Genomic DNA, 23,386 nt, shown 5'->3' with positions numbered 1-23,386 from the left:
GCTACTCCCCTTTATGACTTAATTGTTGAAGCTCTCTCATATCCGCGAGCTCCTTCTTCAGCCCTTCAATCTCTTGGCCCATCGCTCGGAACATCTCGATGATAGGATCAGGCAGATTCGTGTGATCCAGACGGTCTCCAACACGTTCTCCATTGCGCCGAACGACTCGCCCGGGATTGCCGACTACGGTGCAATTATCCGGCACCTCCCGCAGCACAACGGCATTGGAGCCGATATTGGAGTTATCCCCGACGCGGAATGAACCCAGCACCTTCGAGCCGGAGCCGATAACAACATTATTGCCAATTGTAGGATGCCGCTTCCCCTTCTCCTTACCTGTACCGCCCAGCGTCACGCCTTGATAGATGACGACATCGTCTCCAATCTCGCATGTCTCCCCAATTACTACGCCCATACCATGGTCAATGAACAACCGCTGCCCGATTGTCGCTCCGGGATGGATCTCGATCCCCGTCGTGAAGCGGCTCGCCTGAGATATGATACGGGCCAGCGTGAACCATCCCCTCCGATACAGCCGGTGTGCGATGCGGTGCGCCCAGATCGCGTGAAGGCCCGAATAGGTGAATACAACCTCGAATCTGCTCCTTGCAGCGGGGTCATTCTCGAATACCGTCTGAACATCTGAACGAAATTGACTAAACATAGGAATCCTCCCCTCCAGCGCATGCACCATTCTTCATACTTGCATATATCGTGTTCCGGATCGGCCACAGCGGCTTGACTTCGACATAGAAAAAGCCCCCGCAGCATGATGACATGCTACAGAGGCGTACTTAACGCGGTTCCACTCTGCTTGCCCGGCGCGACAATCACATCTCATGATTGTGCCGCCGAACATCTATAATTCCCATAACGCGGGAAATACGTTGCCGCCTACCCCGTTGCGCCAGAAGCCCGCCATCCAACACCGCGTGAGGATGATTCGACTTCGGCGACAACGGATCGGAGCAAAGCTCCCAGGTGCATGTTCCGCCAACGTGGATAAAACAACTTTCAGCCCTATTCCGGCGGCATACTCCATCCATCCGCGCAAAATATCGGTTGTTCTCTCTGTGCATCCTTAAACCTGACGTACTTCTCCTGTTCTCAGCCGATCTATTCTAATGAAATCTAGTATACTCAATCCCGCATAGAGTGACAAGAGACAACTGCATCAAATCCATTATGCCAGACGCTCGCGCAGACGTGCCGCAACCTTCTCCATACCCAGCAGCACGATGGATTGATTAAGGTCTGGACCATGCGTCTGACCCGTTAACGCCGCGCGAATCGGCATGAACAACGCCTTCCCCTTGCACCCGGTCTCCTTCTGCACTTCCTTGATCATCGCCTTGATGCCGTCCACGTCGAACGCAGCCCCCTCCGCTTCGATCCGGGCGAGGAATGCACTGAGCACGGCAGGCACCGTCTCCTCTGCCAGCACCTCAGCCGCATCCGCCTCATCCACGACGGAATCGCGGAAGAACAGCTCCGTCACCGGCACGATATCCGAAGCGCAGCGAAGCTTGTCCTGATGCAGCGCCACAAGAGCGGTAATCCATTCTCTTCCCGTCTCGTCCAACTCGTCGGCAATACGTCCCGCTTCCTGCAGATGCGGTAAGCAGAGATCTACTACACGGGATACATCTGCATTCTTCAAGTATTCGTTATTCATCCAACTCAGCTTGTTCGTATCGAATACGGCCGGGCTCTTGCTCAGACGGCTGGCCGTGAACACCTGAACCAACTCGTCGCGAGTGAACATCTCCTGCTCACCTTCCGGTGACCAACCAAGAAGCGCGATGAAATTGAACATAGCTTCCGGCAGATAACCCAGACGATCATATTGCTCGATAAATTGAATGATGGACTCGTCGCGTTTGCTCAGCTTCTTCTTCTGTTCATTGACAATAAGCGTCATATGGCCGAAGATTGGCGGCTCCCAGCCGAACGCTTCATAGATCATCAATTGCCGAGGCGTATTGGAGATATGGTCCTCGCCGCGAAGCACGTGGCTGATGCGCATCAGATGATCGTCCAGCACAACGGCGAAGTTATAAGTCGGGATGCCGTCCTTCTTCACAATAACGAAATCGCCCGTCTCCGCCGTATCGAACGTAATGGGCCCTTTCACCATATCATCGAATGTATATGTACGCCCTTCCGGCACTCGGAAGCGAATGCTCGCTACACGCCCTTCCGCTTCGAACGCTTGCTGCTGCTCCCCTGTCAAGTGGCGGTGCTTGCCGGAATAACGCGGCGTCTCGCCGAGCGCCATCTGCTCCTCCCGCTCCGCTTCCAGCTCTTCTTCGGTGCAATAGCAGCGATAAGCCAAGCCGCGATCCAACAGCTCTTGCCAATACTCACGATAAATATCCAGTCGCTCCGACTGGCGGTACGGCCCATAGCCTCCGCCGATATCCGTGCTTTCGTCCCAGTCGATGCCGAGCCACTTCAAATATTTCAGCTGGTTCTCTTCTCCGCCCTCCACATTACGCTTCATATCGGTATCCTCGACGCGGACAATGAACTTGCCGCCCTGGTTTCTGGCGAATAAATAATTGAATAAGGCCGTTCTGGCATTGCCGATATGAAGATGCCCCGTCGGCGACGGCGCGTATCTTACCCGTACTTCTGCTGTCATCCTTCATTTCCTCCTTTATGAATGAGGCATACGCATTGCGCGGCGATGCCTTCGCCCCTGCCCGCGAAGCCGAGTTTCTCCGTTGTGGTCGCCTTTACATTCACCTGCGACACCTCCGCTCCGAGTGCGTCCGCGATTATGTCCGCCATCTGCGGGATATAGGGCAGCATCTTCGGCTTCTGGGCAATGATGGTCGCATCCAGATTGCCCAGCGCATAACCCCGTTCCTTCGCCATCGCCCATACAGCCTTCAGCAGCTTCAGGCTATCCGCATCCTTATAGGCTTCATCGGTATCCGGGAAGTGCTTCCCGATATCGCCAAGCCCGAGCGCACCCAGTATAGCATCCGTTACGGCATGGAGAAGCACGTCGGCATCGGAATGGCCGAGCAGCCCCTTCTCGTAAGGAATCGTTACGCCGCCAATTATACACGGACGGCCCTCAACCAATTGATGCACGTCGAATCCTTGCCCAACTCGAATCATGTTACTCTTCTCCCCTCGTCAGTCGACGCTGCTGCAGCAGAAATTCAGCTAGCGGCAAGTCGTCCGGCGTTGTAATCTTTATATTGGTGTATTCGCCCTTGGCTACAATGACGCGCGTTCCCATGCGTTCCATCACCATCGCATCGTCCGTGGCAAGATAGCCCTCCGCTTCCGCCTGTTCGTGGGCGTCCACAAGCTCTGCACGACGAAAAGCTTGCGGCGTCTGAATCGCCCACAAGCTTCTGCGGTCCGGCGTGGACACAATCGTCCCCGCTCTATCCACTTGCTTGATCGTATCCTTGACCGGAACGGCAAGCACAGCCGCCCCGCCGCTCTGCGCCGCATGGCAGCAGCCCTCCACCGCCGCTGCCGAGACGAATGGCCGCACGCCGTCATGCACCATGACCCAATCCGTTGAGATGGCGCGCAAGCCCAGCAGTACGGAGTGCTGCCTCTCACCACCGCCTGATACGACAGCTTTCACTTTGGTCATGCCGTACGTGCCGATCCATTCCTCACAGCGGCGTACATCATGCTGCCCAACGACCAGCACGATTTCCTCGACGATAGCCAGCTGCTGGAACAATTCCAGCGTATGCACGAGCACTGGCCGGTCTCCAAGCTGAAGATACTGCTTGCTTTCCTTCGTCCCCATACGCGTCCCGCGGCCTGCAGCCACAATGACGACGCCCCATTTTTCTCCCATCATTCCAACCTGCCTTAAGCGCCCTTAGCGAATATGTACATAAGTACTATCATACCTTGTTACAGCGCTTTTTCCAACAGCTTTGGCTTAGCGAATATCATTCTGCCCGCGGAGGTCTGCAGCACACTCGTCACGAGCACCTCCATCGTCGTTCCGATATAATCCCGTCCGCCCTCTACGACAATCATTGTGCCATCGTCCAGATAAGCCACACCTTGCCCATGTTCCTTACCATCCTTAATCACTTGAACAATGATTTCTTCTCCCGGCAATACAACCGGCTTCACTGCGTTCGCCAGATCATTGATATTCAATACCGATACACCCTGAAGCTCGCATACTTTGTTGAGATTGAAATCGTTCGTGACAACTTTGCCTCCGAGCGCCTTGGCCAGCTTCACCAGCTTGCTGTCGACCTCGCTGATCTCCTCGAAGTCTCCTTCATAGATCAGCACTTTCACATCCAGCTCCTTTTGAATTTTATTCAGAATATCGAGCCCTCTCCTGCCGCGATTCCGCTTCAGCAGATCCGACGAGTCTGCAATATGCTGCAATTCTTCCAAGACGAATTCCGGAATGACGAGCGTGCCTTCAATGAATCCCGTTTTGCAAATATCTGCGATCCGCCCGTCAATAATGACACTGGTGTCCAATATTTTATGTTCTTCGTAGCCTTTCACTTCTTCGGTCACCGGTACGATACGTTGCCTTTCAAGCAAGGCCGCCACACCCGCGGCCATCTCTTCTTGCTTGTTCAGTCCAATGCGAAGCCCGATATAACCCATGCAGAGCATCATTATCGCCGGCAGAGCGATTCCTACCCCCTCCAGACGCGCCACAGCGGGATAAATTAACACGACGAACAACAGTCCTGCAAGCAAGCCCGTAGCTCCCGATAGAAGCTGACCGAGCGGCATGGCAACGGTTCGCTCCACTCCTTTATTCATATATCTGATTAATGGACCTGCTGCAAGTGAAGAAGCAATCATCCCTAGGAGGGCGCCTACCGCCACATTCATGTAATAGGTGCCCGATTGCTGCAACATCCCTATAGATGAACTGGCCCACAGGCTGGAGCCGTTCACCCAATTATGGACTTGCGATCCTGCCATTGCCCCGACGAAAAAACCAATAAGCTGAATAATTCGTTTAACCATTTAGGTTCACCTCCATTACAATTATGTTCCAATTCATGAATCATTAACCGTAGGGAGCACGAAAAAACAAATTCACTATTTCCTTTCGTCGCAACAATCTGCTTTTGTCATTGTGGAGCTGTAGCATTATAATAAGAGAGAGATTACTTCATTAGAGGCGGGTGAATAAAGTGGGATCTAATAATGCTCCAACATTGGAACAATTTCAACAGCAAGTATCCGAGCTGCTGCTCAGGCATCGCAGCGTATTGGACGTCATGTCAAAGCTGGGTCAATCCAGCGCAGCTGTTAATCGCGCCGTTACGAAGGCTGTAACGGATTGCGGATGCGTTGTACTGCATGCATGCAAGCAGCAGTATTCCAACGAACATAATCTGGAGGATGCCAAGGAGACGTTAAAAAGTCATGTGTCCGGTGACTTGTGCGAGCACTGTCACGAGATCGTGCGCAATGAGCTTGGACGCAATCTGTTTTACATGACCGCATTATGCAACCAACTAAATATTCAACTAGATGAAGTCATATCGAACGAATACAACAAGTGCTCCACGTTAGGGCTGTTCAACATGACATAACCAATTGTAAAACTTTTGCGTATGTTGGATACACGCACTAAAAAACGTTTCCGAACTTTCGGAAACGTTTTTTTATCATTTATGCCGGCTTCTCCGACTGAACGGGCTCATCCACAGCATCATCAACCGCCCCCTTTTTGCGGGAACGCTTCTTCAGCACTCGACGGTCAACGTTTTTTTTTAATCCGTACAAAGCATATAGAAGCAAAGGGATAAATAAAATTTTCGATAAATGATGTTCGAACAATATCCCCAAAACAACGGAAATAACGACGATAATGGGAACGACCCATACAGCGCTCCGAGGAATGCCGACTTTCTTGAAATTGGGGTAGCGAATCGTGCTGACCATTAAGACGGAGAGCAAAATAGTGCTGGCTATGAGTACAGCCACAGGAATATCGCTCTTGAACAATGCCAACGTGGACAAGACACCGCCGGCCGCCGGAATAGGCAAGCCGATAAAATAACCCGGAGAGCCAGACACCACATTGAATCTGGCCAGACGAAGCGCTCCGCATATCGGGAACAAAGCCGTTACAATCCAACCCAGCGCAGGGCTGAGCTCTTGAAAGGCAACGACATACATAATAAAGGCCGGGGCTACACCGAACGAGATCACATCGGACAGCGAATCCAATTCTTTGCCGAATTCACTCTGGACATTAAGCGCTCTTGCGACTCTCCCGTCTACACCGTCGAGCAGCATCGCGATAATAACCATCATGGCTGCAAGCTCCGGCTTTTCATTAAAAACCAGAATAATGGCAATTATGCCGAGTGATAAATTTCCCACCGTGAGAAGGCTCGGTATCGACTTTGTAATCATCTTATCCACCTCTTCTCTACTATGCCCCATTGACGCAACCGATGCGCATCCTAAAGTTTGGAACACATTCAACCCATTGTATGGGATTTAAATCTGTCTGTCAATGAACATTTGCTCTTGGATTCTCTTCAAACCATCCTTGATCGCCCGTGCACGCACCTCGCCAATGCCGTCTACCTCATCCAATTCTTCGATCGTCGCCATCAAGATGACAGGGAGATGTTGGAAACGATCGACTAGGTTATTCATAATGATCAGCGGAAGTCTTGGTATTTTATTGAGCAGTCGATATCCGTGAGGCGATACGGATTCATCAGCCATATTATTCGTTTGCGGATAGCCGATCAGACGAACGACCGGAGAAGCGTCCAGCAGCTCTTCCGAGCTCAGCTTCTTGAGACCAACCCGAATCTCCCTTATTTTCTCGTCCGAGTTGTCCTTCGCATAATCTTTCAGCAGATACCAGGCATCTTCTTCCACTCCGCCGACAAGTTCATCCATCTGCATGCTGATCAGACGACCTTCCGTACCAAGCTCATTCACGTATCGGTTAATTTCCATCTTGATGCGCAGGACCATCTCCACGCGCTGAATGACATGAGCTACCTCTTGCAGCGTAACAAGCTCTTCGAATTCCAGTGCAGACAAGTTGGTGAACGCCTGGTTCAATACCGCTTTATATTTCTCCAGCGTTTGAATCGCCTGATTGGCTTTCGTCAGGATGACGCCCATCTCTTTCAAGGAATAGCGCAGATTGCCCTGATATAAAGTGATAATATTCCTTCGTTGCGAGATGGATACGACAAGCTTCCCTGTCTGCTTAGCTACACGTTCCGCCGTGCGGTGGCGTATTCCCGTCTCAATCGAAGGAATGGAGCTGTTCGGAATAAGCTGTGTATTGGCATACAGAATCCGACGCATATCTTCGCTCATAATGATGGCACCATCCATCTTCGCGAGTTCATACAAGTAGTTGGGGGAGAAGTCGCAGTTGATCGAGAAGCCGCCATCCACGACTTCCATCACCTCGGGACTGTATCCAACTACAATTAAAGCGCCTGTCTTGGCCCGAAGCACGTTCTCTAGACCGTCCCGAAAAGGGGTCCCTGGCGCAATAAGCTGCAACAATTTATTCATAACTTCTTGCTGGTTCGGTTCTTTCAATGGTTATGCCCCCTATTCAAGCGCTGCTTTCAATGCTTCAGCCACAGTATTAACACCGATAATTTCTATATGTGCCGGCGGTGTCCAGCCTTTCAAGCTCTTCTCGGGCATGATGACCCGCTTGAAGCCCAGCTTCTCGGCTTCCTTCACCCGCTGCTCCGCTCTGGAGACGGCCCGCACCTCGCCTGTCAGCCCTACTTCGCCGAAGATGACGTCATAAGGCTTCGTCGGCGCATCGCGCAGACTGGAGGCCAAGCTGATAGCCGCTGCCAAGTCGACAGCCGGCTCATCCAGCCTCACTCCGCCAGCCACATTCAAGTACGCGTCCTGCGTCTGCAGGAACATGCCGTTGCGCTTCTCCAGTACCGCAATGATGAGCGCCATCCGGTGATGATCGATGCCTGTAGACATGCGCCGAGGCGAAGGGAAGTTCGTCGTGGACACCAGCGCTTGCAGTTCGACTAACACCGGCCTTGTACCCTCCATACTTGCCACTACCGTCGAGCCCGCTACACCAAGCGGTCGCTCGGACAGGAACAGTTCGGACGGATTCGACACTTCTCGCAGCCCCGACTCTTCCATCTCGAATATACCGATCTCGTTCGTGGAGCCGAAGCGATTCTTCACGGCACGCAGCAGCCTGTACGTATGGTGTCGCTCGCCTTCGAAGTAAAGCACGCAATCCACCATATGCTCCAGCAGCCGCGGCCCTGCTATAGCCCCTTCCTTCGTGACGTGTCCTACGAGCACAGTTGCAATTCCTTTCACTTTCGCCGTGCGCATGAAATGCGCCGTGCATTCCCTGACCTGGGATACGCTTCCCGGAGCCGATTCCACTCGGGGGTCGTATACGGTTTGGATGGAATCGATAACCAGAAAGTCGGGCTCGACAGCCTCGATCGCATCGTTAATATGCTCCATATTCGTCTCGCACAATACGAAGAGGTTCTCCGAGAGGGCGCCGAGCCGGTCCGCTCGAAGCTTGGTCTGCCTGACGGATTCCTCCCCGGATATGTACAGCACCTTGAGCCCTTTCGAGGCAAGCGCATGCGACGTCTGCAGGAGCAGCGTTGATTTCCCGATGCCGGGATCGCCGCCTACCAGAATAAGCGACCCCGGGACTACTCCACCGCCCAGCACCCGATTAAGCTCTACCATGCGCGTCTCGATTCGAGGCTCTTGCCCACTTTCTATATGTATGATCGATTGCGGTTTTTCTTTCGCATGGATTGACGATAATCCGACGCCTTTTGTTTTTACAACGGTTTCTTTCTCTTCTACCATTGTATTCCACTCCTGGCAGCCAGGGCATTTGCCCATCCATTTCGGCGATTCCGTCCCGCACTCTTTACATATGAATTTTGTTTTTATTTTGGCCATGCGAAGCTCCCTTTAACAATTCTCGTGATTAAAGTTTACCATTTAATGCTCATCTAAGAAAGCAAGCCGGCCTACTCTTGAAGTATGATTTTTAACGCTCGTGCTTCTTCTTACTTTATATCGGTCAACGGACCTATCAGATGTAGCCTTACTTGTTCCGATCCACACTATCCACCGTTGTCCAGGTGCACGAAAAACCCCGCAATCGTGATTGCGGGGTTGATGCGTATTATTGATGCGTAGTAGTTATTTAGTTGTTCGCGGACTGCTTCACTGCCTTGGAGACGACCAGCGCGCCTTCCTGCTCATCAATGACGAACGTATCGCCCTTCTGAATGAGTCCCATCAGCAGATCTTCCGACAATCGATCTTCAATATGCTTCTGAATGGCGCGGCGCAGCGGTCTCGCACCGTATTGCGGATCGTAGCCTTCCTTCGCCAGGAACGCCTTCGCAGAGTCTGTCAACGTAAAGTCCACATCCTGCTCCTTCAGACGCTTGCGCAGCTCATCGGACATAAGCGTCACGATCTGCGCGATATGCTCCTCGCCCAAGGAGTGGAATACGATCGTCTCATCGATCCGGTTCAGGAACTCCGGACGGAAGCTCTTCTTCAGCTCTGCCATTACTTTGTCCTTCATATTGTTGAAGTCGCGGCCTGCATCATTCGCCGCTGTAAAGCCAAGCGTAGAGTTCTTCTTGATCTGGTCGGCGCCCACATTGGAAGTCATGATGATAAGCGTATTGCGAAAGTCAACAACCCGCCCCTTGGAATCCGTCAGTCTGCCGTCTTCCAGCACCTGAAGCAGAATGTTGAACACTTCCGGATGCGCCTTCTCAATCTCGTCAAGCAAGACGACGGAATATGGCTTGCGTCGCACCTTCTCGGTCAGCTGGCCGCCTTCCTCGTAGCCGACGTATCCCGGAGGAGCGCCGACTAATCTGGATGTGGCATGCTTCTCCATATACTCCGACATGTCGATTCTAATGACTGCATTCTCATCGCCGAACATCGCCTCCGCCAGCGCGCGTGCCAGCTCGGTCTTGCCTACTCCGGTCGGTCCCAGGAAGATGAAGGAGCCGATCGGACGCTTGGGATCTTTCAGACCCGCTCTTGCCCTTCTGATGGCGCGAGACACTGACTTGACCGCTTCCTCCTGACCGATGACGCGGTCATGGAGAATATCCTCCATCTTCAGCAGACGCTCCGTTTCCTCCTCTGCCAGCTTGCTCACTGGAATGCCGGTCCAGCTCGCGACAACTTGAGCGATATCTTCCGGTGTTACCTCGGAATCGGTGCGGCCTTGCTTTTCTTTCCACTGATTCTTCGTCACGTCCAGTTCTTCGCGCATCTTCTGTTCCGTATCGCGAAGCGCCGCAGCCTTCTCGAACTCCTGGCTTTGCACCGCGGCATCCTTCTCCTTGCGGATATCCTCCAGACGGCTCTCCAGATCCTTCAGATTAGGAGGAACTGTATACGACTTGAGCCTTACGCGGGAGCTGGCTTCATCAATCAGATCGATCGCCTTATCCGGCAGGAAGCGATCCGTAATATAGCGATCGGACAGCTTCACTGCCTGCTCGATGGACTCATCCGTAATTTTCACCCGATGATGCGCTTCATAGCGATCGCGCAAGCCGTGAAGAATCTGAATCGCTTCTTCCGGAGAAGGCTGATCCACCGTGATCGGCTGGAAGCGACGTTCCAGTGCGGCGTCCTTCTCGATATACTTGCGGTATTCATCTAACGTCGTCGCGCCGATGCATTGCAACTCTCCCCTGGCAAGCGCAGGCTTCAGAATGTTAGAAGCGTCGATTGCGCCTTCCGCGCCGCCTGCACCAATCAACGTATGCAGCTCGTCGATGAACAAGATAATGTTGCCGGCTTGACGAATTTCATCCATGATTTTCTTCAGACGATCTTCGAATTCACCGCGATATTTCGTGCCCGCCACGACCGACCCCATATCCAGCGTCATGACACGCTTGTCGCGAAGCGTCTCCGGTATTTCATTTGCGATAATCTTCTGCGCCAATCCTTCTGCGATGGCAGTCTTGCCGACGCCAGGCTCCCCGATCAGGACAGGATTATTCTTCGTCCGGCGACTGAGCACCTGAATAACCCGCTCAATCTCTTTACCCCGACCAATGACAGGATCCAGATTGCCTTCCTTCGCATAAGCGGTCAGATCACGTGCCAGGCCGTCCAGCGTGGGCGTGCTGACATTGGATTGAGAGCCGTGGCTGCTGGACACCGCTTCGCTGCTGCCCAGCAGCTGCAGCACCTGCTGACGCGCCTTGTTCAGGCTGATGCCCAGATTATTCAGCACGCGAGCGGCTACGCCTTCTCCTTCACGGATAAGCCCCAGCAAGATATGCTCTGTTCCCACATAGGTATGACCAAGCTTTCTCGCTTCATCCATGGACAGCTCGATTACCTTCTTCGCTCTTGGCGTGTAGGCGATATTATTCGGCTGCTCCTGTCCGCGACCAATCAATGCTTCCACTTCATCCTGAATCTTCTCTAACCCAAGTCCCAGCCCTGTCAGAGCCTTGGCCGCGATTCCTTCGCCTTCCCGGATGAGACCGAGCAGAATATGCTCGGTTCCGATATTGTTGTGGCCTAACCGTACCGCTTCCTCCTGTGCAAGTGCCAATACCTTCTGTGCCCGTTCAGTAAATCTGCCAAACATCATATGCTTGCACCTCCATCTTCCCCATTATTAGTACTAAGTTCTCCTCGCAATTGCATTCTTATCAGCTCGGCTCTTCTCTGATCCCGTTGTTCGGCGCTTAGCTGCTCATTGAATGTCTGTTGAAGAAAGCCGGGCTGTGTCATAACAAGCAATTCATTCAGAATGCCCGGCGACACATTATCCAGCAGTCCCAAGTCCGCTCCTAGCCTTACATCAGACAGCCGCTGCGCCGCCTCCTTGGAATCCATGATAGATGCGTGAGACAAAATGCCGTAAGAACGCTTCACTCGGTCTTCAATACGCACGCTGGATTCCTCCAACAGCCGCTTGCGTGCAGCCCGTTCATGTTCAATAATTTGTCTGGCTACCCCATGCAAGTTATCAATGATCTCTTCTTCCGATTGGCCAAGCGTAATCTGATTGGAGATCTGAAACAGATTGCCAAGCGCCTCGCTTCCTTCGCCATACAACCCTCTTACAGCCAGCCCCACTTGCGTGACGGCCGTCAGTATTCGGTTGATCTGCTGCGTCAACACAAGCGCCGGCAGATGCATCATGACCGAAGCTCTAATACCGGTGCCTACATTCGTAGGACATGTTGTTAAGTAGCCACGCACTTCATCGAAGGCATAGTCGGCCGATTCTTCATATATATCGTCAATCGCACTGGCATGCCGCCAAGCCTCTTCTACTTGAAAGCCCGGGTATAGACATTGAATGCGCAGATGGTCTTCTTCATTAATCATAATACTGACGGCTTCATTATCGCTCAATACGACAGCTCCGGCCCGGGAATCATTCGCCAGATTGGGACTGATGAGATGCTTCTCAACCAATACCCGCTTATCCAGCTCGCTAATCTCAGACAGCATGATGGTCTCGAATTCACCGAAGCCCTTCAATCCGCCTGACTGGCTTACTTCGACCAGTTTCTTCAGTACTTCATTCGCTTGTTGGCTCGTCGCCAGCATCGGGAATGGCTGCTCTCGCAAATTGCGGGCGATGCGCACCCTGCTGCTAATGACGACGTCTGAATCAGGGCCTGTTCCCCTCATCCAATCGCTAAGCGCATGTTGTGAGAATCGATGCGTGCTCAAGGACGGCTCACTCCTTCCACTGCTTATGACGTGCCTAAGTTTTGTCTTTCCAACTCTCTGATTCGGTCTCGCAAGGAAGCCGCTTCTTCGAATTCCTCGTTCTCGATATGTCTTTGCATATCCTGGCGCAACTCTTCAATTTCACGCTTGCGCTGTATTTGACCGCCGGAACGCTTTGGGATTTTCCCACTATGAACAGTGCTGCCGTGAACCCGTTTCAACAACGGGTCGAGCCGGTCGGTGAAATGCTTATAGCAAGAACTGCAGCCGAATCGCCCGATCTTGCTGAATTGCGAATAAGTCAAACCGCATTCTTCGCATCGCGCAGATTTCGGTGGGGCTCCCAAGCCGCCGGGGGACCCGTTACCCATTGATTGAAAATCCATCAAGCCTGACAGCAGACTGTGGATGGAGAAGCTGTTCGGCGAACCAGGAATACCTTCTCCTTTCTCGCGCGCGCAGCTTTCGCAAATATGGAATTCCGTCTTGTCGCCATTGACAATTTTCGTGAAATGAAGTGTAGCCGGCCTCTTGCCGCATTCCTGGCAATACAAGGCTAATCCCTCCTTTTCAAATCCCTACTTGACCAGTAATGAAATAAGCATAGACCGCAGCAGTCTGGCTCGCATCTCGTCGCGCATCGGCAGATTAAGCGCGATCGTCTCGCGGCTAACCGCCGAGCGAAGCAAGTTCGCCTCCCGCTTCGTAATCAGCGCCGCTTCAAGCAATTGATAGATTAACCCTTCCGCCGCGCTCTGATCGACGCAATTGCCGATCGTATGCTCAATGTGATGACGGATGGTCTTCAACGCAGGAAGGTCTATACGCTGAATGCGAATATAACCTCCTCCGCCACGCTTACTCTCTACCATATACCCCTTCTCCATCGTGAACCTGGTGCTAATGACGTAATTGATCTGAGAAGGCACACAGGAGAAGCGATCCGCCAAATCGTTGCGTTGAATTTCTACAGCGCCTTCGTTGCTGCCGTCCAGCATTTGCTTCAAATACTGTTCAATGAGATCGGATATGTTACGCATATCGGCAACCTCCTTGAGATAGCCATCGAAAGTTCAACGTTTGGCAAACTGACTTTGACTTTCTTTGACTTTAGTTATATTATACGCAAATTTTATTAAAGGTCAAGATGCGGATTCTAAATTTTCTGACGATTAATCGATGAAGGCTGAATTGGTCCCGCACTACTTAGCATAACGCGATTTTTCCTTCTTTATACCCTCCAGCCATGGAAACGTTCCCCTCATCATCTTCATTGTTCTGTATATAACCGTAAAACTTTATAGATTTGTATTATTTTTTTTGCCCGCTCCGCTGGCTAGAATGTGAGTATCATCAAGTGGACTGGCTAATAAAGGAGGAGTTTCGCTATGGCATTGCTGACCAAAGCTTCTAAGCGAAGCGGCTTATCGGAAGCGTTCTGGGGGTATGTCTTTGTCGCTCCGTGGTTAATCGGATTGTTCGCGTTGACGCTTGGCCCCATGCTGCAATCGTTGTATTTGTCTATGACCCGATACCATTTGCTGGAGTCGCCGAAGTGGACAGGACTGGCTAACTACAAGGAGATTCTGCTTGAGGACGACACCTTTGTACAGTCGCTCGGAGTCACCTTTCGTTACGTCCTCTTCTCCGTACCGCTGAAGCTCGCCTTCGCATTGCTTGTTGCCATGCTGCTTTATCGGTCGATAAGGGGCATGGCGGTATTCCGGTCGATCTATTACTTGCCATCCCTGATCGGCGGCAGCTTGGCCATCGCGGCAATATGGCGCAATATATTCGGCATGGAGGGCGTCGTGAATAAACTGCTGGCCTTCTTCGGCGTCGCGCCGATGGATTGGATTAACTTGCCCGACACTTCATTAACGACCTTAATTGCACTGGCCGTATGGCAATTCGGCTCCGCGATGGTTATTTTCCTGGCAGGACTGAAGCAGATTCCGAACGATCTCTACGAAGCTGCGGCCGTTGACGGATCTTCCAGGATCAGAACTTTCTTTAGCGTAACCATACCGATGCTGACCCCCATCATATTGTTTAACCTGGTCATGCAGACGATCAACAGCTTCCAGATGTTCACCCAGGCTTTCGTCATTACGAAAGGGGGACCAATCGATTCCACGCTTGTGTACGCCCTGTATTTGTATCAGAAAGCATTCGTCTTCTTCGAGATGGGTTATGCGAGCGGTCTGGCCTGGATTTTGATGCTGCTGATCGCGGCCGCAACAGCAGTGATCTTTATTACATCGCGTAAGTGGGTGCATTATGAAAACTAATATGAATCAACTCGGAAGGTACGCTGCGCTGCTCATGGGAAGCCTATTTATGGCCTATCCCATTGTCATCCTATTCGGCAATGCGCTTAAGCCCAATGAAGAATTTACTAGCGGTAAGCTGCTGCCTAGCGAAATCAGATGGGAGAACTTTGTAGATGGCTGGTATGCGATCCCGGGCTTCACATTCGGAACGTTCTTCTACAACTCCTTCTTCATCTCGGTTCTTTCCGTTATTGGAACGGTCGCTTCAAGCGCCATCGTCGCCTTCGGATTTGCCCGTTTGAAATTTCCATTGAAGAGCGTATGGTTTGCCATATTGATGCTGACGCTGATGCTGCCTACCCAGGTTACACTCGTTCCGCAATATATTCTGTTCAAGAACTTTAACTGGATCGGCACATCGCTGCCGCTTATCGTTCCGCATTATTTGGCGGTAAGTCCGTTCTTCGTCTTTCTCATCGTGCAATTTATCCGTGGCATTCCGCACGATTTGGACGAATCGGCGAAGATAGACGGCTGTTCGGTGCCCGGAATCGCATTTCGCATTATTTTTCCGCTATGCACTCCGGCTCTGATCACATCGGCCATATTCAGCTTTATCTGGACATGGGACGATTTCCTGGCGCAGCTTCTGTACTTGACGGACACTTCCAAGTATACGGTACCGCTCGCCTTGCGGTTGTTCCTGGATAATTCGTCCGCCGTTACATGGGGACCGATGTACGCGATGGCGTTGCTGTCTGTCATCCCTTGCTTCGTCATCTTCATGTCGTCGCAGAAGTATTTTGTAGAAGGCATTGCCACGACCGGCATTAAAGGTTAGTAAAGAGACTTGAGCTCTCGTCCGGCGTCCTATATGCTGAGAAGTAAACCGATTACAAGAAGGATGAGCCTATGAAAAACCCACTCAAAGTTTTTTCGCTGCAAACCACGTTTTTCGTCTCCTTCATGATCTTGTCCGGCGTCTTGATCGCGCTGCTGGGCGTTACGGGCTACTATATTACCAATCAAGAGGTCGTCGACAAGACGATCTCTTCGCGCATTCTTCTGCTGGACGAAATCAACAAGCAGCTCGACCTGCAGTTGCAGACCATTGAGTACGATTCGCTCGTTGTCGCCAGCAATCCGCAAGTGAAGCAATATTTGCAGCAGCCCGAAGACTCCTTCGAGCGAGTAGGCCAGTATAATATGATTATTGATATGTTAAGCCGGCACAGCTATGTGAAAGAAGCGGTGCATTCCGTTCAGCTGTATGTCAAAAACAGCCTTTCAAGCAGATATAGAGGCGCTAACGGAGTATTTACGTATGACTTCCTGCAAAATTCACCTTATTATGAACGCATTCAGCATGCCGATTACGTATGGCTGGGCACTCATAGCCTTGAGGTTGGCGATTATATCGGCTCGCCGGAGAATGTCATCAGCTTTGTACGCAAAGTGTTGTCTTCATCCGGAGAAGAGGTCGGCATACTCGTCTTTAATATCAAACTGTCTTATATGTACGACTTAATATCCGGAGGCAAGGCGGAAGGCGGCCGGTATATACTGGACACGAACCGCAGATTGATTGTGGAATCCAACAGGAGCAACGCCGACCCGCTCGCTTATGAAGCGATAGAACAGCCGCTGAGGAATACTTTAAAGCAGGATGATCAGGCTACGAACCATGCAATTGTATCATGGGAGGAGAAGCAGCTTGTCATTTGGAACAAGCAGCAGCGTACGCAATGGATATCGGTCGATATCATCCCATGGGACTATATTACGGAAGGAAGCAAGCGAATCCAGACGATTATTATGATTGCCGCCGTGCTTTGCGTTATTTTCGCAGTGGCAATGGCTTACGTGCTGAGCAGGCAATTCGTCAAGCCGATCCGAAAGCTCGTGAAGTCGATGAACAGCTTCAAGACGGGCCAGCTCGCTACCCAGGTCGAGAACGAATACGAGAACGAAATCGGTTATCTGAATCAAAATTTCAATGAAATGACAAAAAATATTAAAGAACTGATTGTACAGCTGAACGAGCAAAATAAAAGCAAACGCGAAGCGGAGCTGCAAGTGCTGCAGGAGCAGATGAATCCGCATTTCCTGTACAATACCCTCGATATTATGAATTGGCATGCCATAGATGCAGGGGCAAGCGATATTAGCCGCATGCTGTCCCTGCTGGGCAAGATGCTGCGTATCGGCTTGTCCGGCGGCGGAACGTTCATTCCCTTGGCACTGGAGATGGAGCACTTGAAGTGCTATGTCGAATTGCAGCGAATTCGCTATCAGCAGCAGATTAGGTTCGAGATCGACATGGATGAACGACTTCTCGTCTACTGGCTACCCAAGCTCACGCTCCAGCCCTTAGTGGAGAATGCCATTATTCACGGCTTTCATTCCAGACGAAGCGGATATATCAGAATTAGCGGGCATGAGAATAAACATACACTGTGCTTGTGTGTAGAGGACAATGGACATGGCATGAACACGGAGGAGCTTCCTTCATCCCGGGAGCATCATGGACTCCGTAACATCAAGGAAAGATTCAGGCTTTACTTCGGTCCGAGCGGCGGCTTGCGAGTGGAGAGCGCACCCGATCTGGGCACGAAGATCATGTTAAGCCTGCCCAAGCTGATGCAGGAGCCGTCGGAATTCAAGCAACTGGAGGAGGAGAAGCCGAATGATTAAAGCGATTATTATCGATGACGATACACTTACGTTGAATGGGCTGGAGCGTTCCGTACCGTGGGAAAAGTACGGTATTGAGGTGGCAGGCACGGCTGTAGACGGCAAGGAAGGCCTCGCGCTTATCAAGAAGCACCGGCCGGAGCTGATATTGACCGATATTTATATGCCCGTGCTGGACGGAATCGAGATGCTGAAGCATATAAGAAGCGATGGCAATACGGCAGAGGTTATTATACTGAGCGGTTATGAAGACTTCAAATATGCGCAGTCGGCTGTGAAATTAAATGTGAGCGACTATATATCCAAGCCCGCTACAATCGATGAAATCTGCGAGGTGGTCAAAGGGACGGCAGACAAGATCAGAGCGACCATGAAGACTAGCCGGGAAGAGCAAGAGCTTCGGGAACTGCTTGAATCGCATCTGCCCGAGACCCGCAAGCTTGTATTGAAGGGGCTGCTTGAACCGTACTTCTCCGATACCCCCTTCTTCCAGAAGGCGTCGGCACGCACGAAATTAAAGTTCCACGGACAAGTACTGACTGTAGTGCTGCTTGAATATGTCGTCACAAGGGATCGCCTGGATGTGAAGCGCAGCGACCTTGCCAAATTCACTTACGCCGTGAAAAATATCGTGGACGAAATGACCGAAAGCTGGCGCGGCGCATATCTGGCCGATGTCCAGCAAAATGTGGTCACCCTCATCGCTACCACCCCCTCTGACGTCCGCTATGAACATAGCAGAGCCCGGGTGAAAAGGCTGGCCGGGGAATTGGTCAGCACGATTGGCTCCCTATTAAAGCTGCAAGTATGGGCCGCTATCGGCACTAGCGTTGATTCCGTTCACGATGTCCATCGGTCTTATCAGTTGGCCATGAATCTGCTTGCAGAGCGCGAGACCGTTAGCGAGAGGTTCATATTATGTCCGGAGGAATTCGAAGACGCCAAGCCGGTGATGGGGGCGTCCAGAAGACCGGTAGAGCATTATCAGAATCTGATTACGGCGGTAACGGAAGGGCAGAGCTCCCTCGTGCTTGAGCGAATCGAACGGCTAGTCCGGCAGTTGGAGGATATGGAGCATAAGCCAAGTGTATCCGCCCTTCGCGAGATGGCGATTCATCTGACCGGCATGCTGACGATCGGCCTATTCGATCAAGGCGTACTGCTGGAAGACATCCACCCTCAGCTGCTGCTATATAAGGAGCTGGAGAGAATAAGCGGATTGGATGATTTTCAGAGCTGGCTGCAGGAGGTTATGTTGCCCGCAAGCGAGGAGATGAGCAGGCGGGGGTCGCACAAGCACAAAAAAACCGTCGATTATATGAAACGGTACGTGCAAGCCCACTATGATGAGGACATTACGCTTGATGTGATGGCGGAAAAGGTGTTTTTGACACGGAATTATTTGAGCCAGATCTTCAAGCAGGTCACCGGTGAAAATTACAACAGCTATGTCACGCGCATCCGTATGGAGAAGGCCAAAGAATTGCTGCTGTCAGGGAAGTACAAGCTCTATGAGGTCGCGCTGATGGTCGGCTACAAAAACAACGCTTATTTCAGCCAACAGTTCAAAAAATATGCCGGCTGCAACCCCTCAGACTTCGCTTGACGGATAACCTCTATATATAAACAACATATTTTGTAGATTCATGATATTTTAATCCATTTCAGAGTTTCTATAATGAAGGGTGTAAGCAACCAATTATAGGGGGACATGTAGATGAACAATCGCTCTTACCGATTTAAAAGCGTCTTTATTGCAATGGCTGTGCTCTTGATCGTGAGCTTGCTTGCTGCCTGCGGCCAAAGCGATTCATCCAATTCGGAAAAGCCGGATACAGGCGCAACAAGCAATTCTGGCGTAAGCACTGACGGCGGAAAGGAAGACGCCGGGAACGTCGAGCTTCGATTCTCCTGGTGGGGAAGCCAGGGACGGCATGACCGGACTTTACAAGCTATCGAGAAATTCAATGCGCTGCATCCTAACATTACCGTGAAGCCCGAATATTCCTCTTGGGACGGTTACTGGGAGAAGCTGTCCACGCAAGTGGCAGCGTCCAATGCGCCCGATATTATGCAGATGAGCATTCTTTACATTAAGGAATATTCCGAGCGTGGAGTGCTTGGCGATTTGACAGCGTTTGCAGGCAATGAACTGCGCACCGAAGACTTGAACGACGACATATTGAAAAATCAAGGAACGGTAAACGGCAAGCTGACTGGCATACCGATGTCGGATAATGCGTCCGTCCTGCTCATTAATCGGGAAATGTTCAATCAAGCGGGAGTCGAGCCGCCGGCAATCGATTCTACATGGGACGAGCTATTCGTGAAATCGCGGGAGTTGAAAGGCAAGATTGGCGACAGTGTATACGGCATCTTCGATGCTTCCGCTTCCCTTGAAGCCTTCATGTATTATTTGTTCTCGAACGGCGACACGCTGTACCAGGACAATCGTCTCGGCTATCTGGACGATCACTTAAGAGCTTGGCTACAGATGTGGGAAGATGCACGTGAGGAAGGCATTGCGCCGACAGCCAATATGACCGCTTCCTTCCTGCCGCTTAGCAATGCAGATCCTAACAAGGACGCTTTGCTGAAGGGCAACGTGGCGATAATGGGACCTACTTGGGTCGCCGCATTCCCGGCCTATGAGAATTTGATGAAGGAGAACGTGGATATGATCTCCTATCCTCATGCCGACCATGCAGGCAGCGTGCTGCAGACGGCCATGTTCCTGTCGGCATCCGCGAAGTCGAAGCATCCGAAAGAAGCAGCAATGTTTATTGATTTCATGGTGAATGAGGAAGCTGCGGCCGATAGTCTGGAGACAGAGCGCGGTCTGCCGGAGAACAAGAAGATTCGCGAATATCTTGATCCTAAATTCACCGACCGCGACCGTAATATGATTGCCATGCTGGAGCATGTCGCTGATAGCAATCCGTCGTGGTACGATCCGGGTCCCAAAGGCGCGGGTGAAGTGACCAAGCTGTTCGAGCAGCTGGTTCAAAAACAGCAGTTCAAAAAAGCAAGCATCGATGAAGTCGTAACGGAGTTCCGTCAAGAGGCGGATAAAATTTTCGAGAAAAACAACTAATGAATGAGGCAGACCGTATGGCAGCTCGCTGTGAGGCGGGCTTCCGCCAATTCGGCACTTTATCTGATAGCAGGATGGGAGATGGAAGAGATGAAATACGCGATTATTGGCTGCCAGCATGCCCATATAGAAATATTTATCTCCGAGATGCGGGAGCTGGGCCATAGCTGTGCGGGTATCTATGAACCGGAGAATATCGCCTTGGCCGGCGCCATTGCCAAGAAGTTCGGCATACCTCTTGCCGACGATCAGCAGCTATTACTAGACGATTCAGTTGAGGTCATTGGCTGCGCCTCCATCAATAGTGAGAAAATCGATGTCATCGAGCTTTGCGAGCAATATGGAAAATCTGTCATGGTGGATAAACCGGCAGTCGTTGATGCTGCGGGACTGGCACGCCTTAACAGCGTTGTAGAGCGAGGCAAGATTCAGGTCGGCATGCTGCTCACCGAGCGGTTTCATCCGGCGATTCATAAGGCGCAGCAGCTCAATGCTGCAGGCACATTAGGCGAGATTGTCAGTGTGACGATGCGCAAGCCGCATAAATTGAATGCTTCGTTGCGACCCGACTGGTTTTTTGATAAGGTGCGGTGCGGCGGTATTCTGATCGACTTACTTATCCATGACTTCGACTTGCTGCGATGGTTCACAGGCAAAGAAATCAGTCGCACGGAAGGCTACGTCGGCAAGGATATATTACCGCAACATCCGAGCTTCTATAATACGGCAGCTGTTCAAGTAGTGATGGAGGACGGATGCGTTATGCAATTGTATGCAGATTGGCATACGCCTATGAGAAGCTGGACTTGGGGTGACGGCCGCATCTTTATAACCGGAACGAAAGGCAGCGCCGAGCTGCGCTTGGCTGGAGATCCCGCCATTTCCACAGAGAACCCCCTGCTGTATGTCATTACAGATCAGGAAGAGTGGCGTGACATACCGCTTGAGAAGCCCGCCGTTACAATTACGGAGGACTTTCTGGCCCGGATTGCCGGCAAGAGCGCCCTTCTTACTCATGAAGCCATCCTGCAGGCCAGCAGCGCCTCCATCGAGGCGGATGCAACTGTAACTTATGCTGTACACAAGATGAAGGAGGGATAAGCGTGGATAATCCTGTAAAATACGCCATCGTTGGCTGCGGCATCATTGCGGATATCCATGCGGCTGGCATTGCGGCAGTGGAAGAAGCAGAGCTTATCGCGGTATATGATACGGATGAGGAGAAGGGCAGAGCTTTCGCAGCAAAATATGGCGCTATATTCTTCGATAGCTATGAGGCATTACTTGCGGAATCACGGGTAGAAGTGGTCAATATATGTACGCCCAGCGGTCTGCATCCCGACCAGACGATTCTGGCGGCACAAGCTGGTAAGCACATCATCTGCGAGAAGCCGATTGCCATTCAGCTGAAGGATGCAAGAAGAATGATTGCCACTTGTCACGAATATGGGGTGAAGCTGACGACCGTATTCCCGCGTCGCATGTCGCCCGCCGCACAGTTCTTGAAGGCATTTCTCACAGGGGGCGGTTTAGGAAAACTGACGTTATGCAATGCCTTCGTGAAAATCTATCGCAGTCAGCAGTATTACGACAGTGCGGGCTGGAGAGGCACATGGGAGATGGACGGCGGCGGTGCGATGATGAATCAAGGCATTCATACAATCGATTTGCTGCAATGGCTCGTTGGCGAGATTAAGACGGTGTATGGGCGAGTGGAAGCCAAGCAGCGCCGGATCGAAGTCGAGGATACGGCAATTGCTTTACTGCAATATGAGAATGACGCTATGGGCGTGCTTGAGGTCACAACGACTGCCGATCCGGATCAGGGCCAACGGATTGAAATTCATGGGGAGAGGGGCACGGCCGTCTACACGGAAGATCGGATCACGCTCTTGCATGCTGATGGCGAACCCGTTCAACTGCCAGACTTCGAGCCGTTCCAAGTGCTGCCCGACGGCCATCGCATGCAGATTCGGGACATGGCGCTATCCATCCGCGAAGGTCGTTCTCCGAATGTGACTGGAGAAGACGGCGTACATGCATTGGAGATTATTTTGGGAACTTATACATCCTCTAACCAGAGACAGGAGATTGAACTAGCTTCATTAAGGTAAATGAACTATGCAATAAGCACATTCTGATGGCAGCAGCAGGCGATCCTGTTTAGGAGTGCCCCTGCTGCATTCTAGATTTTTTAACTTCACACCGCCCATCTCGCCCCTCTATCTTCTTTCCTCCGTTTCCTCTTTTTCCACTTACGCGCCACTCCGTGCACCTTCTATTCGCTTTCTCTGCTACGAATCATAATCCAAACAACAGTTCATCGCCGTTTATACGATTATTCATACTCAGGTAGTTACTTTCAAGGTTCGCTATAGCCGAGATGGAGTGAGACTTCACTTGACGTACATAAAAAACCTATTGCTTCGTAATTACTTCGATCGGAGGTTCGAACACTCTCCCGATGGGAGAGGAGCGTCTGGCTACGCACAAAAAACCTGCCGCAGTCATCTGCGACAGGTTATTCGTGCTTGGCGACGCCCATTCCGCACCGGATGAATTCACTTCGTGATATAGCTTCGAGGTCGGCGTT

At 51.5% G+C, this 23,386-nt stretch carries 20 protein-coding genes; 8 read left to right on the top strand and 12 right to left on the bottom strand.

Annotation, left to right across the window (positions count from 1 at the left end):
• Position 1: 1 nt before the first annotated feature.
• From cysE to ACFQ2I_RS21480, 5 genes are all read right to left on the bottom strand, one after another.
• Positions 2-664 carry a serine O-acetyltransferase gene (cysE, locus tag ACFQ2I_RS21500; RefSeq protein WP_377567953.1) on the bottom strand — a complete coding sequence of 221 codons (663 nt, stop codon included), beginning with the start codon at positions 662-664 and terminating at the stop codon, positions 2-4.
• Between the two features lie 519 nt (positions 665-1,183).
• Positions 1,184-2,644: a glutamate--tRNA ligase gene (gene gltX, locus ACFQ2I_RS21495; protein WP_377567951.1), complete on the bottom strand. Its 1,461-nt coding sequence runs from the start codon at positions 2,642-2,644 to the stop codon at positions 1,184-1,186.
• Complete coding sequence (ispF, locus tag ACFQ2I_RS21490; protein ID WP_377567949.1) at positions 2,641-3,129, bottom strand: 2-C-methyl-D-erythritol 2,4-cyclodiphosphate synthase; 489 nt, start codon at positions 3,127-3,129, stop codon at positions 2,641-2,643. Before ispF ends, gltX begins: the two co-directional genes overlap by 4 nt.
• Position 3,130: 1 nt before the next feature.
• A complete protein-coding gene (gene ispD / locus ACFQ2I_RS21485; RefSeq protein WP_377567947.1) occupies positions 3,131-3,835 on the bottom strand; it encodes a 2-C-methyl-D-erythritol 4-phosphate cytidylyltransferase in 705 nt (234 codons plus the stop codon).
• 59 nt (positions 3,836-3,894) lie between these two features.
• Complete coding sequence (locus ACFQ2I_RS21480; RefSeq protein ID WP_377567945.1) at positions 3,895-4,992, bottom strand: PIN/TRAM domain-containing protein; 1,098 nt, start codon at positions 4,990-4,992, stop codon at positions 3,895-3,897.
• Positions 4,993-5,162: 170 nt separating this feature from the next.
• Between ACFQ2I_RS21480 and ACFQ2I_RS21475 the strand changes: the two genes are divergently transcribed.
• Positions 5,163-5,567 (top strand): DUF1573 domain-containing protein, encoded by a 405-nt coding sequence (locus ACFQ2I_RS21475; RefSeq protein WP_377567943.1) that lies wholly within the window; start codon positions 5,163-5,165, stop codon positions 5,565-5,567.
• Between the two features lie 79 nt (positions 5,568-5,646).
• Here the strand turns inward: ACFQ2I_RS21475 and pssA are convergent, their stop codons facing one another.
• The 7 genes from pssA to ACFQ2I_RS21440 all read right to left on the bottom strand — a co-directional run bounded on the left by pssA (position 5,647) and on the right by ACFQ2I_RS21440 (position 13,772).
• Positions 5,647-6,396, bottom strand: coding sequence for a CDP-diacylglycerol--serine O-phosphatidyltransferase (pssA, locus tag ACFQ2I_RS21470; protein ID WP_377567941.1), 750 nt, complete (start codon positions 6,394-6,396; stop codon positions 5,647-5,649).
• Positions 6,397-6,483: 87 nt separating this feature from the next.
• Complete coding sequence (gene disA, locus ACFQ2I_RS21465; RefSeq protein ID WP_377567939.1) at positions 6,484-7,560, bottom strand: DNA integrity scanning diadenylate cyclase DisA; 1,077 nt, start codon at positions 7,558-7,560, stop codon at positions 6,484-6,486.
• A 12-nt stretch (positions 7,561-7,572) separates the two neighbouring features.
• Positions 7,573-8,940 carry a DNA repair protein RadA gene (gene radA / locus ACFQ2I_RS21460; RefSeq protein ID WP_377567937.1) on the bottom strand — a complete coding sequence of 456 codons (1,368 nt, stop codon included), beginning with the start codon at positions 8,938-8,940 and terminating at the stop codon, positions 7,573-7,575.
• Positions 8,941-9,190: 250 nt separating this feature from the next.
• Positions 9,191-11,635 (bottom strand): ATP-dependent Clp protease ATP-binding subunit, encoded by a 2,445-nt coding sequence (locus tag ACFQ2I_RS21455; RefSeq protein ID WP_377567935.1) that lies wholly within the window; start codon positions 11,633-11,635, stop codon positions 9,191-9,193.
• The gene (locus ACFQ2I_RS21450) at positions 11,632-12,690 is read right to left on the bottom strand and encodes a protein arginine kinase (RefSeq protein WP_377568060.1); all 1,059 of its coding nucleotides are present in this window, start codon (positions 12,688-12,690) and stop codon (positions 11,632-11,634) included. Before ACFQ2I_RS21450 ends, ACFQ2I_RS21455 begins: the two co-directional genes overlap by 4 nt.
• A 65-nt stretch (positions 12,691-12,755) precedes the next feature.
• Positions 12,756-13,286, bottom strand: coding sequence for a UvrB/UvrC motif-containing protein (locus tag ACFQ2I_RS21445; RefSeq protein ID WP_377567933.1), 531 nt, complete (start codon positions 13,284-13,286; stop codon positions 12,756-12,758).
• A gap of 24 nt (positions 13,287-13,310) precedes the next feature.
• Positions 13,311-13,772, bottom strand: a complete 462-nt coding sequence (locus ACFQ2I_RS21440) for a CtsR family transcriptional regulator (protein ID WP_377567931.1) — start codon at positions 13,770-13,772, stop codon at positions 13,311-13,313.
• 348 nt (positions 13,773-14,120) lie between these two features.
• Here ACFQ2I_RS21440 and ACFQ2I_RS21435 point away from each other — a divergent pair, with 348 nt between their 5' ends.
• The 7 genes from ACFQ2I_RS21435 (at position 14,121) to ACFQ2I_RS21405 (ending at position 22,907) form a co-directional block, all read left to right on the top strand.
• A complete protein-coding gene (locus ACFQ2I_RS21435) occupies positions 14,121-15,023 on the top strand; it encodes a carbohydrate ABC transporter permease (RefSeq protein WP_377567929.1) in 903 nt (300 codons plus the stop codon).
• Positions 15,013-15,846: a carbohydrate ABC transporter permease gene (locus tag ACFQ2I_RS21430; protein ID WP_377567927.1), complete on the top strand. Its 834-nt coding sequence runs from the start codon at positions 15,013-15,015 to the stop codon at positions 15,844-15,846. Before ACFQ2I_RS21435 ends, ACFQ2I_RS21430 begins: the two co-directional genes overlap by 11 nt.
• Positions 15,847-15,917: 71 nt before the next feature.
• The gene (locus tag ACFQ2I_RS21425; protein ID WP_377567925.1) at positions 15,918-17,699 is read left to right on the top strand and encodes a sensor histidine kinase; all 1,782 of its coding nucleotides are present in this window, start codon (positions 15,918-15,920) and stop codon (positions 17,697-17,699) included.
• Positions 17,692-19,305 carry a response regulator gene (locus tag ACFQ2I_RS21420; protein WP_377567923.1) on the top strand — a complete coding sequence of 538 codons (1,614 nt, stop codon included), beginning with the start codon at positions 17,692-17,694 and terminating at the stop codon, positions 19,303-19,305. The genes ACFQ2I_RS21425 and ACFQ2I_RS21420 overlap by 8 nt, the downstream gene beginning before the upstream one ends.
• Positions 19,306-19,416: 111 nt before the next feature.
• Positions 19,417-20,793: an ABC transporter substrate-binding protein gene (locus tag ACFQ2I_RS21415; RefSeq protein WP_377567921.1), complete on the top strand. Its 1,377-nt coding sequence runs from the start codon at positions 19,417-19,419 to the stop codon at positions 20,791-20,793.
• An 81-nt stretch (positions 20,794-20,874) separates the two neighbouring features.
• Positions 20,875-21,894, top strand: coding sequence for a Gfo/Idh/MocA family protein (locus ACFQ2I_RS21410; protein WP_377567919.1), 1,020 nt, complete (start codon positions 20,875-20,877; stop codon positions 21,892-21,894).
• A 2-nt stretch (positions 21,895-21,896) separates the two neighbouring features.
• Positions 21,897-22,907 carry a Gfo/Idh/MocA family protein gene (locus tag ACFQ2I_RS21405; RefSeq protein WP_377567917.1) on the top strand — a complete coding sequence of 337 codons (1,011 nt, stop codon included), beginning with the start codon at positions 21,897-21,899 and terminating at the stop codon, positions 22,905-22,907.
• Positions 22,908-23,386 lie beyond the last annotated feature (479 nt).

The organism is Paenibacillus chungangensis (genome assembly GCF_042675905.1).
Lineage (GTDB): Bacteria > Bacillota > Bacilli > Paenibacillales > Paenibacillaceae > Pristimantibacillus > Pristimantibacillus chungangensis.
This window is presented reverse-complemented; position numbering and strand designations above follow the sequence as displayed.

What these genes read in the sequence shown, in the direction of transcription:
- cysE (WP_377567953.1), bottom strand. Translation starts at nt 664, where the DNA reads ATGTTTAGTCAATTTCGTTCAGATGTTCAGACGGTATTCGAGAATGAC.
- gltX (WP_377567951.1), bottom strand. Translation starts at nt 2,644, where the DNA reads ATGACAGCAGAAGTACGGGTAAGATACGCGCCGTCGCCGACGGGGCAT.
- ispF (WP_377567949.1), bottom strand. Translation starts at nt 3,129, where the DNA reads ATGATTCGAGTTGGGCAAGGATTCGACGTGCATCAATTGGTTGAGGGC.
- ispD (WP_377567947.1), bottom strand. Translation starts at nt 3,835, where the DNA reads ATGGGAGAAAAATGGGGCGTCGTCATTGTGGCTGCAGGCCGCGGGACG.
- ACFQ2I_RS21480 (WP_377567945.1), bottom strand. Translation starts at nt 4,992, where the DNA reads ATGGTTAAACGAATTATTCAGCTTATTGGTTTTTTCGTCGGGGCAATG.
- pssA (WP_377567941.1), bottom strand. Translation starts at nt 6,396, where the DNA reads ATGATTACAAAGTCGATACCGAGCCTTCTCACGGTGGGAAATTTATCA.
- radA (WP_377567937.1), bottom strand. Translation starts at nt 8,940, where the DNA reads ATGGCCAAAATAAAAACAAAATTCATATGTAAAGAGTGCGGGACGGAA.
- ACFQ2I_RS21455 (WP_377567935.1), bottom strand. Translation starts at nt 11,635, where the DNA reads ATGATGTTTGGCAGATTTACTGAACGGGCACAGAAGGTATTGGCACTT.
- ACFQ2I_RS21450 (WP_377568060.1), bottom strand. Translation starts at nt 12,690, where the DNA reads ATGAGGGGAACAGGCCCTGATTCAGACGTCGTCATTAGCAGCAGGGTG.
- ACFQ2I_RS21440 (WP_377567931.1), bottom strand. Translation starts at nt 13,772, where the DNA reads ATGCGTAACATATCCGATCTCATTGAACAGTATTTGAAGCAAATGCTG.
- ACFQ2I_RS21435 (WP_377567929.1), top strand. Translation starts at nt 14,121, where the DNA reads ATGGCATTGCTGACCAAAGCTTCTAAGCGAAGCGGCTTATCGGAAGCG.
- ACFQ2I_RS21430 (WP_377567927.1), top strand. Translation starts at nt 15,013, where the DNA reads ATGAAAACTAATATGAATCAACTCGGAAGGTACGCTGCGCTGCTCATG.
- ACFQ2I_RS21425 (WP_377567925.1), top strand. Translation starts at nt 15,918, where the DNA reads ATGAAAAACCCACTCAAAGTTTTTTCGCTGCAAACCACGTTTTTCGTC.
- ACFQ2I_RS21420 (WP_377567923.1), top strand. Translation starts at nt 17,692, where the DNA reads ATGATTAAAGCGATTATTATCGATGACGATACACTTACGTTGAATGGG.
- ACFQ2I_RS21415 (WP_377567921.1), top strand. Translation starts at nt 19,417, where the DNA reads ATGAACAATCGCTCTTACCGATTTAAAAGCGTCTTTATTGCAATGGCT.
- ACFQ2I_RS21410 (WP_377567919.1), top strand. Translation starts at nt 20,875, where the DNA reads ATGGAAGAGATGAAATACGCGATTATTGGCTGCCAGCATGCCCATATA.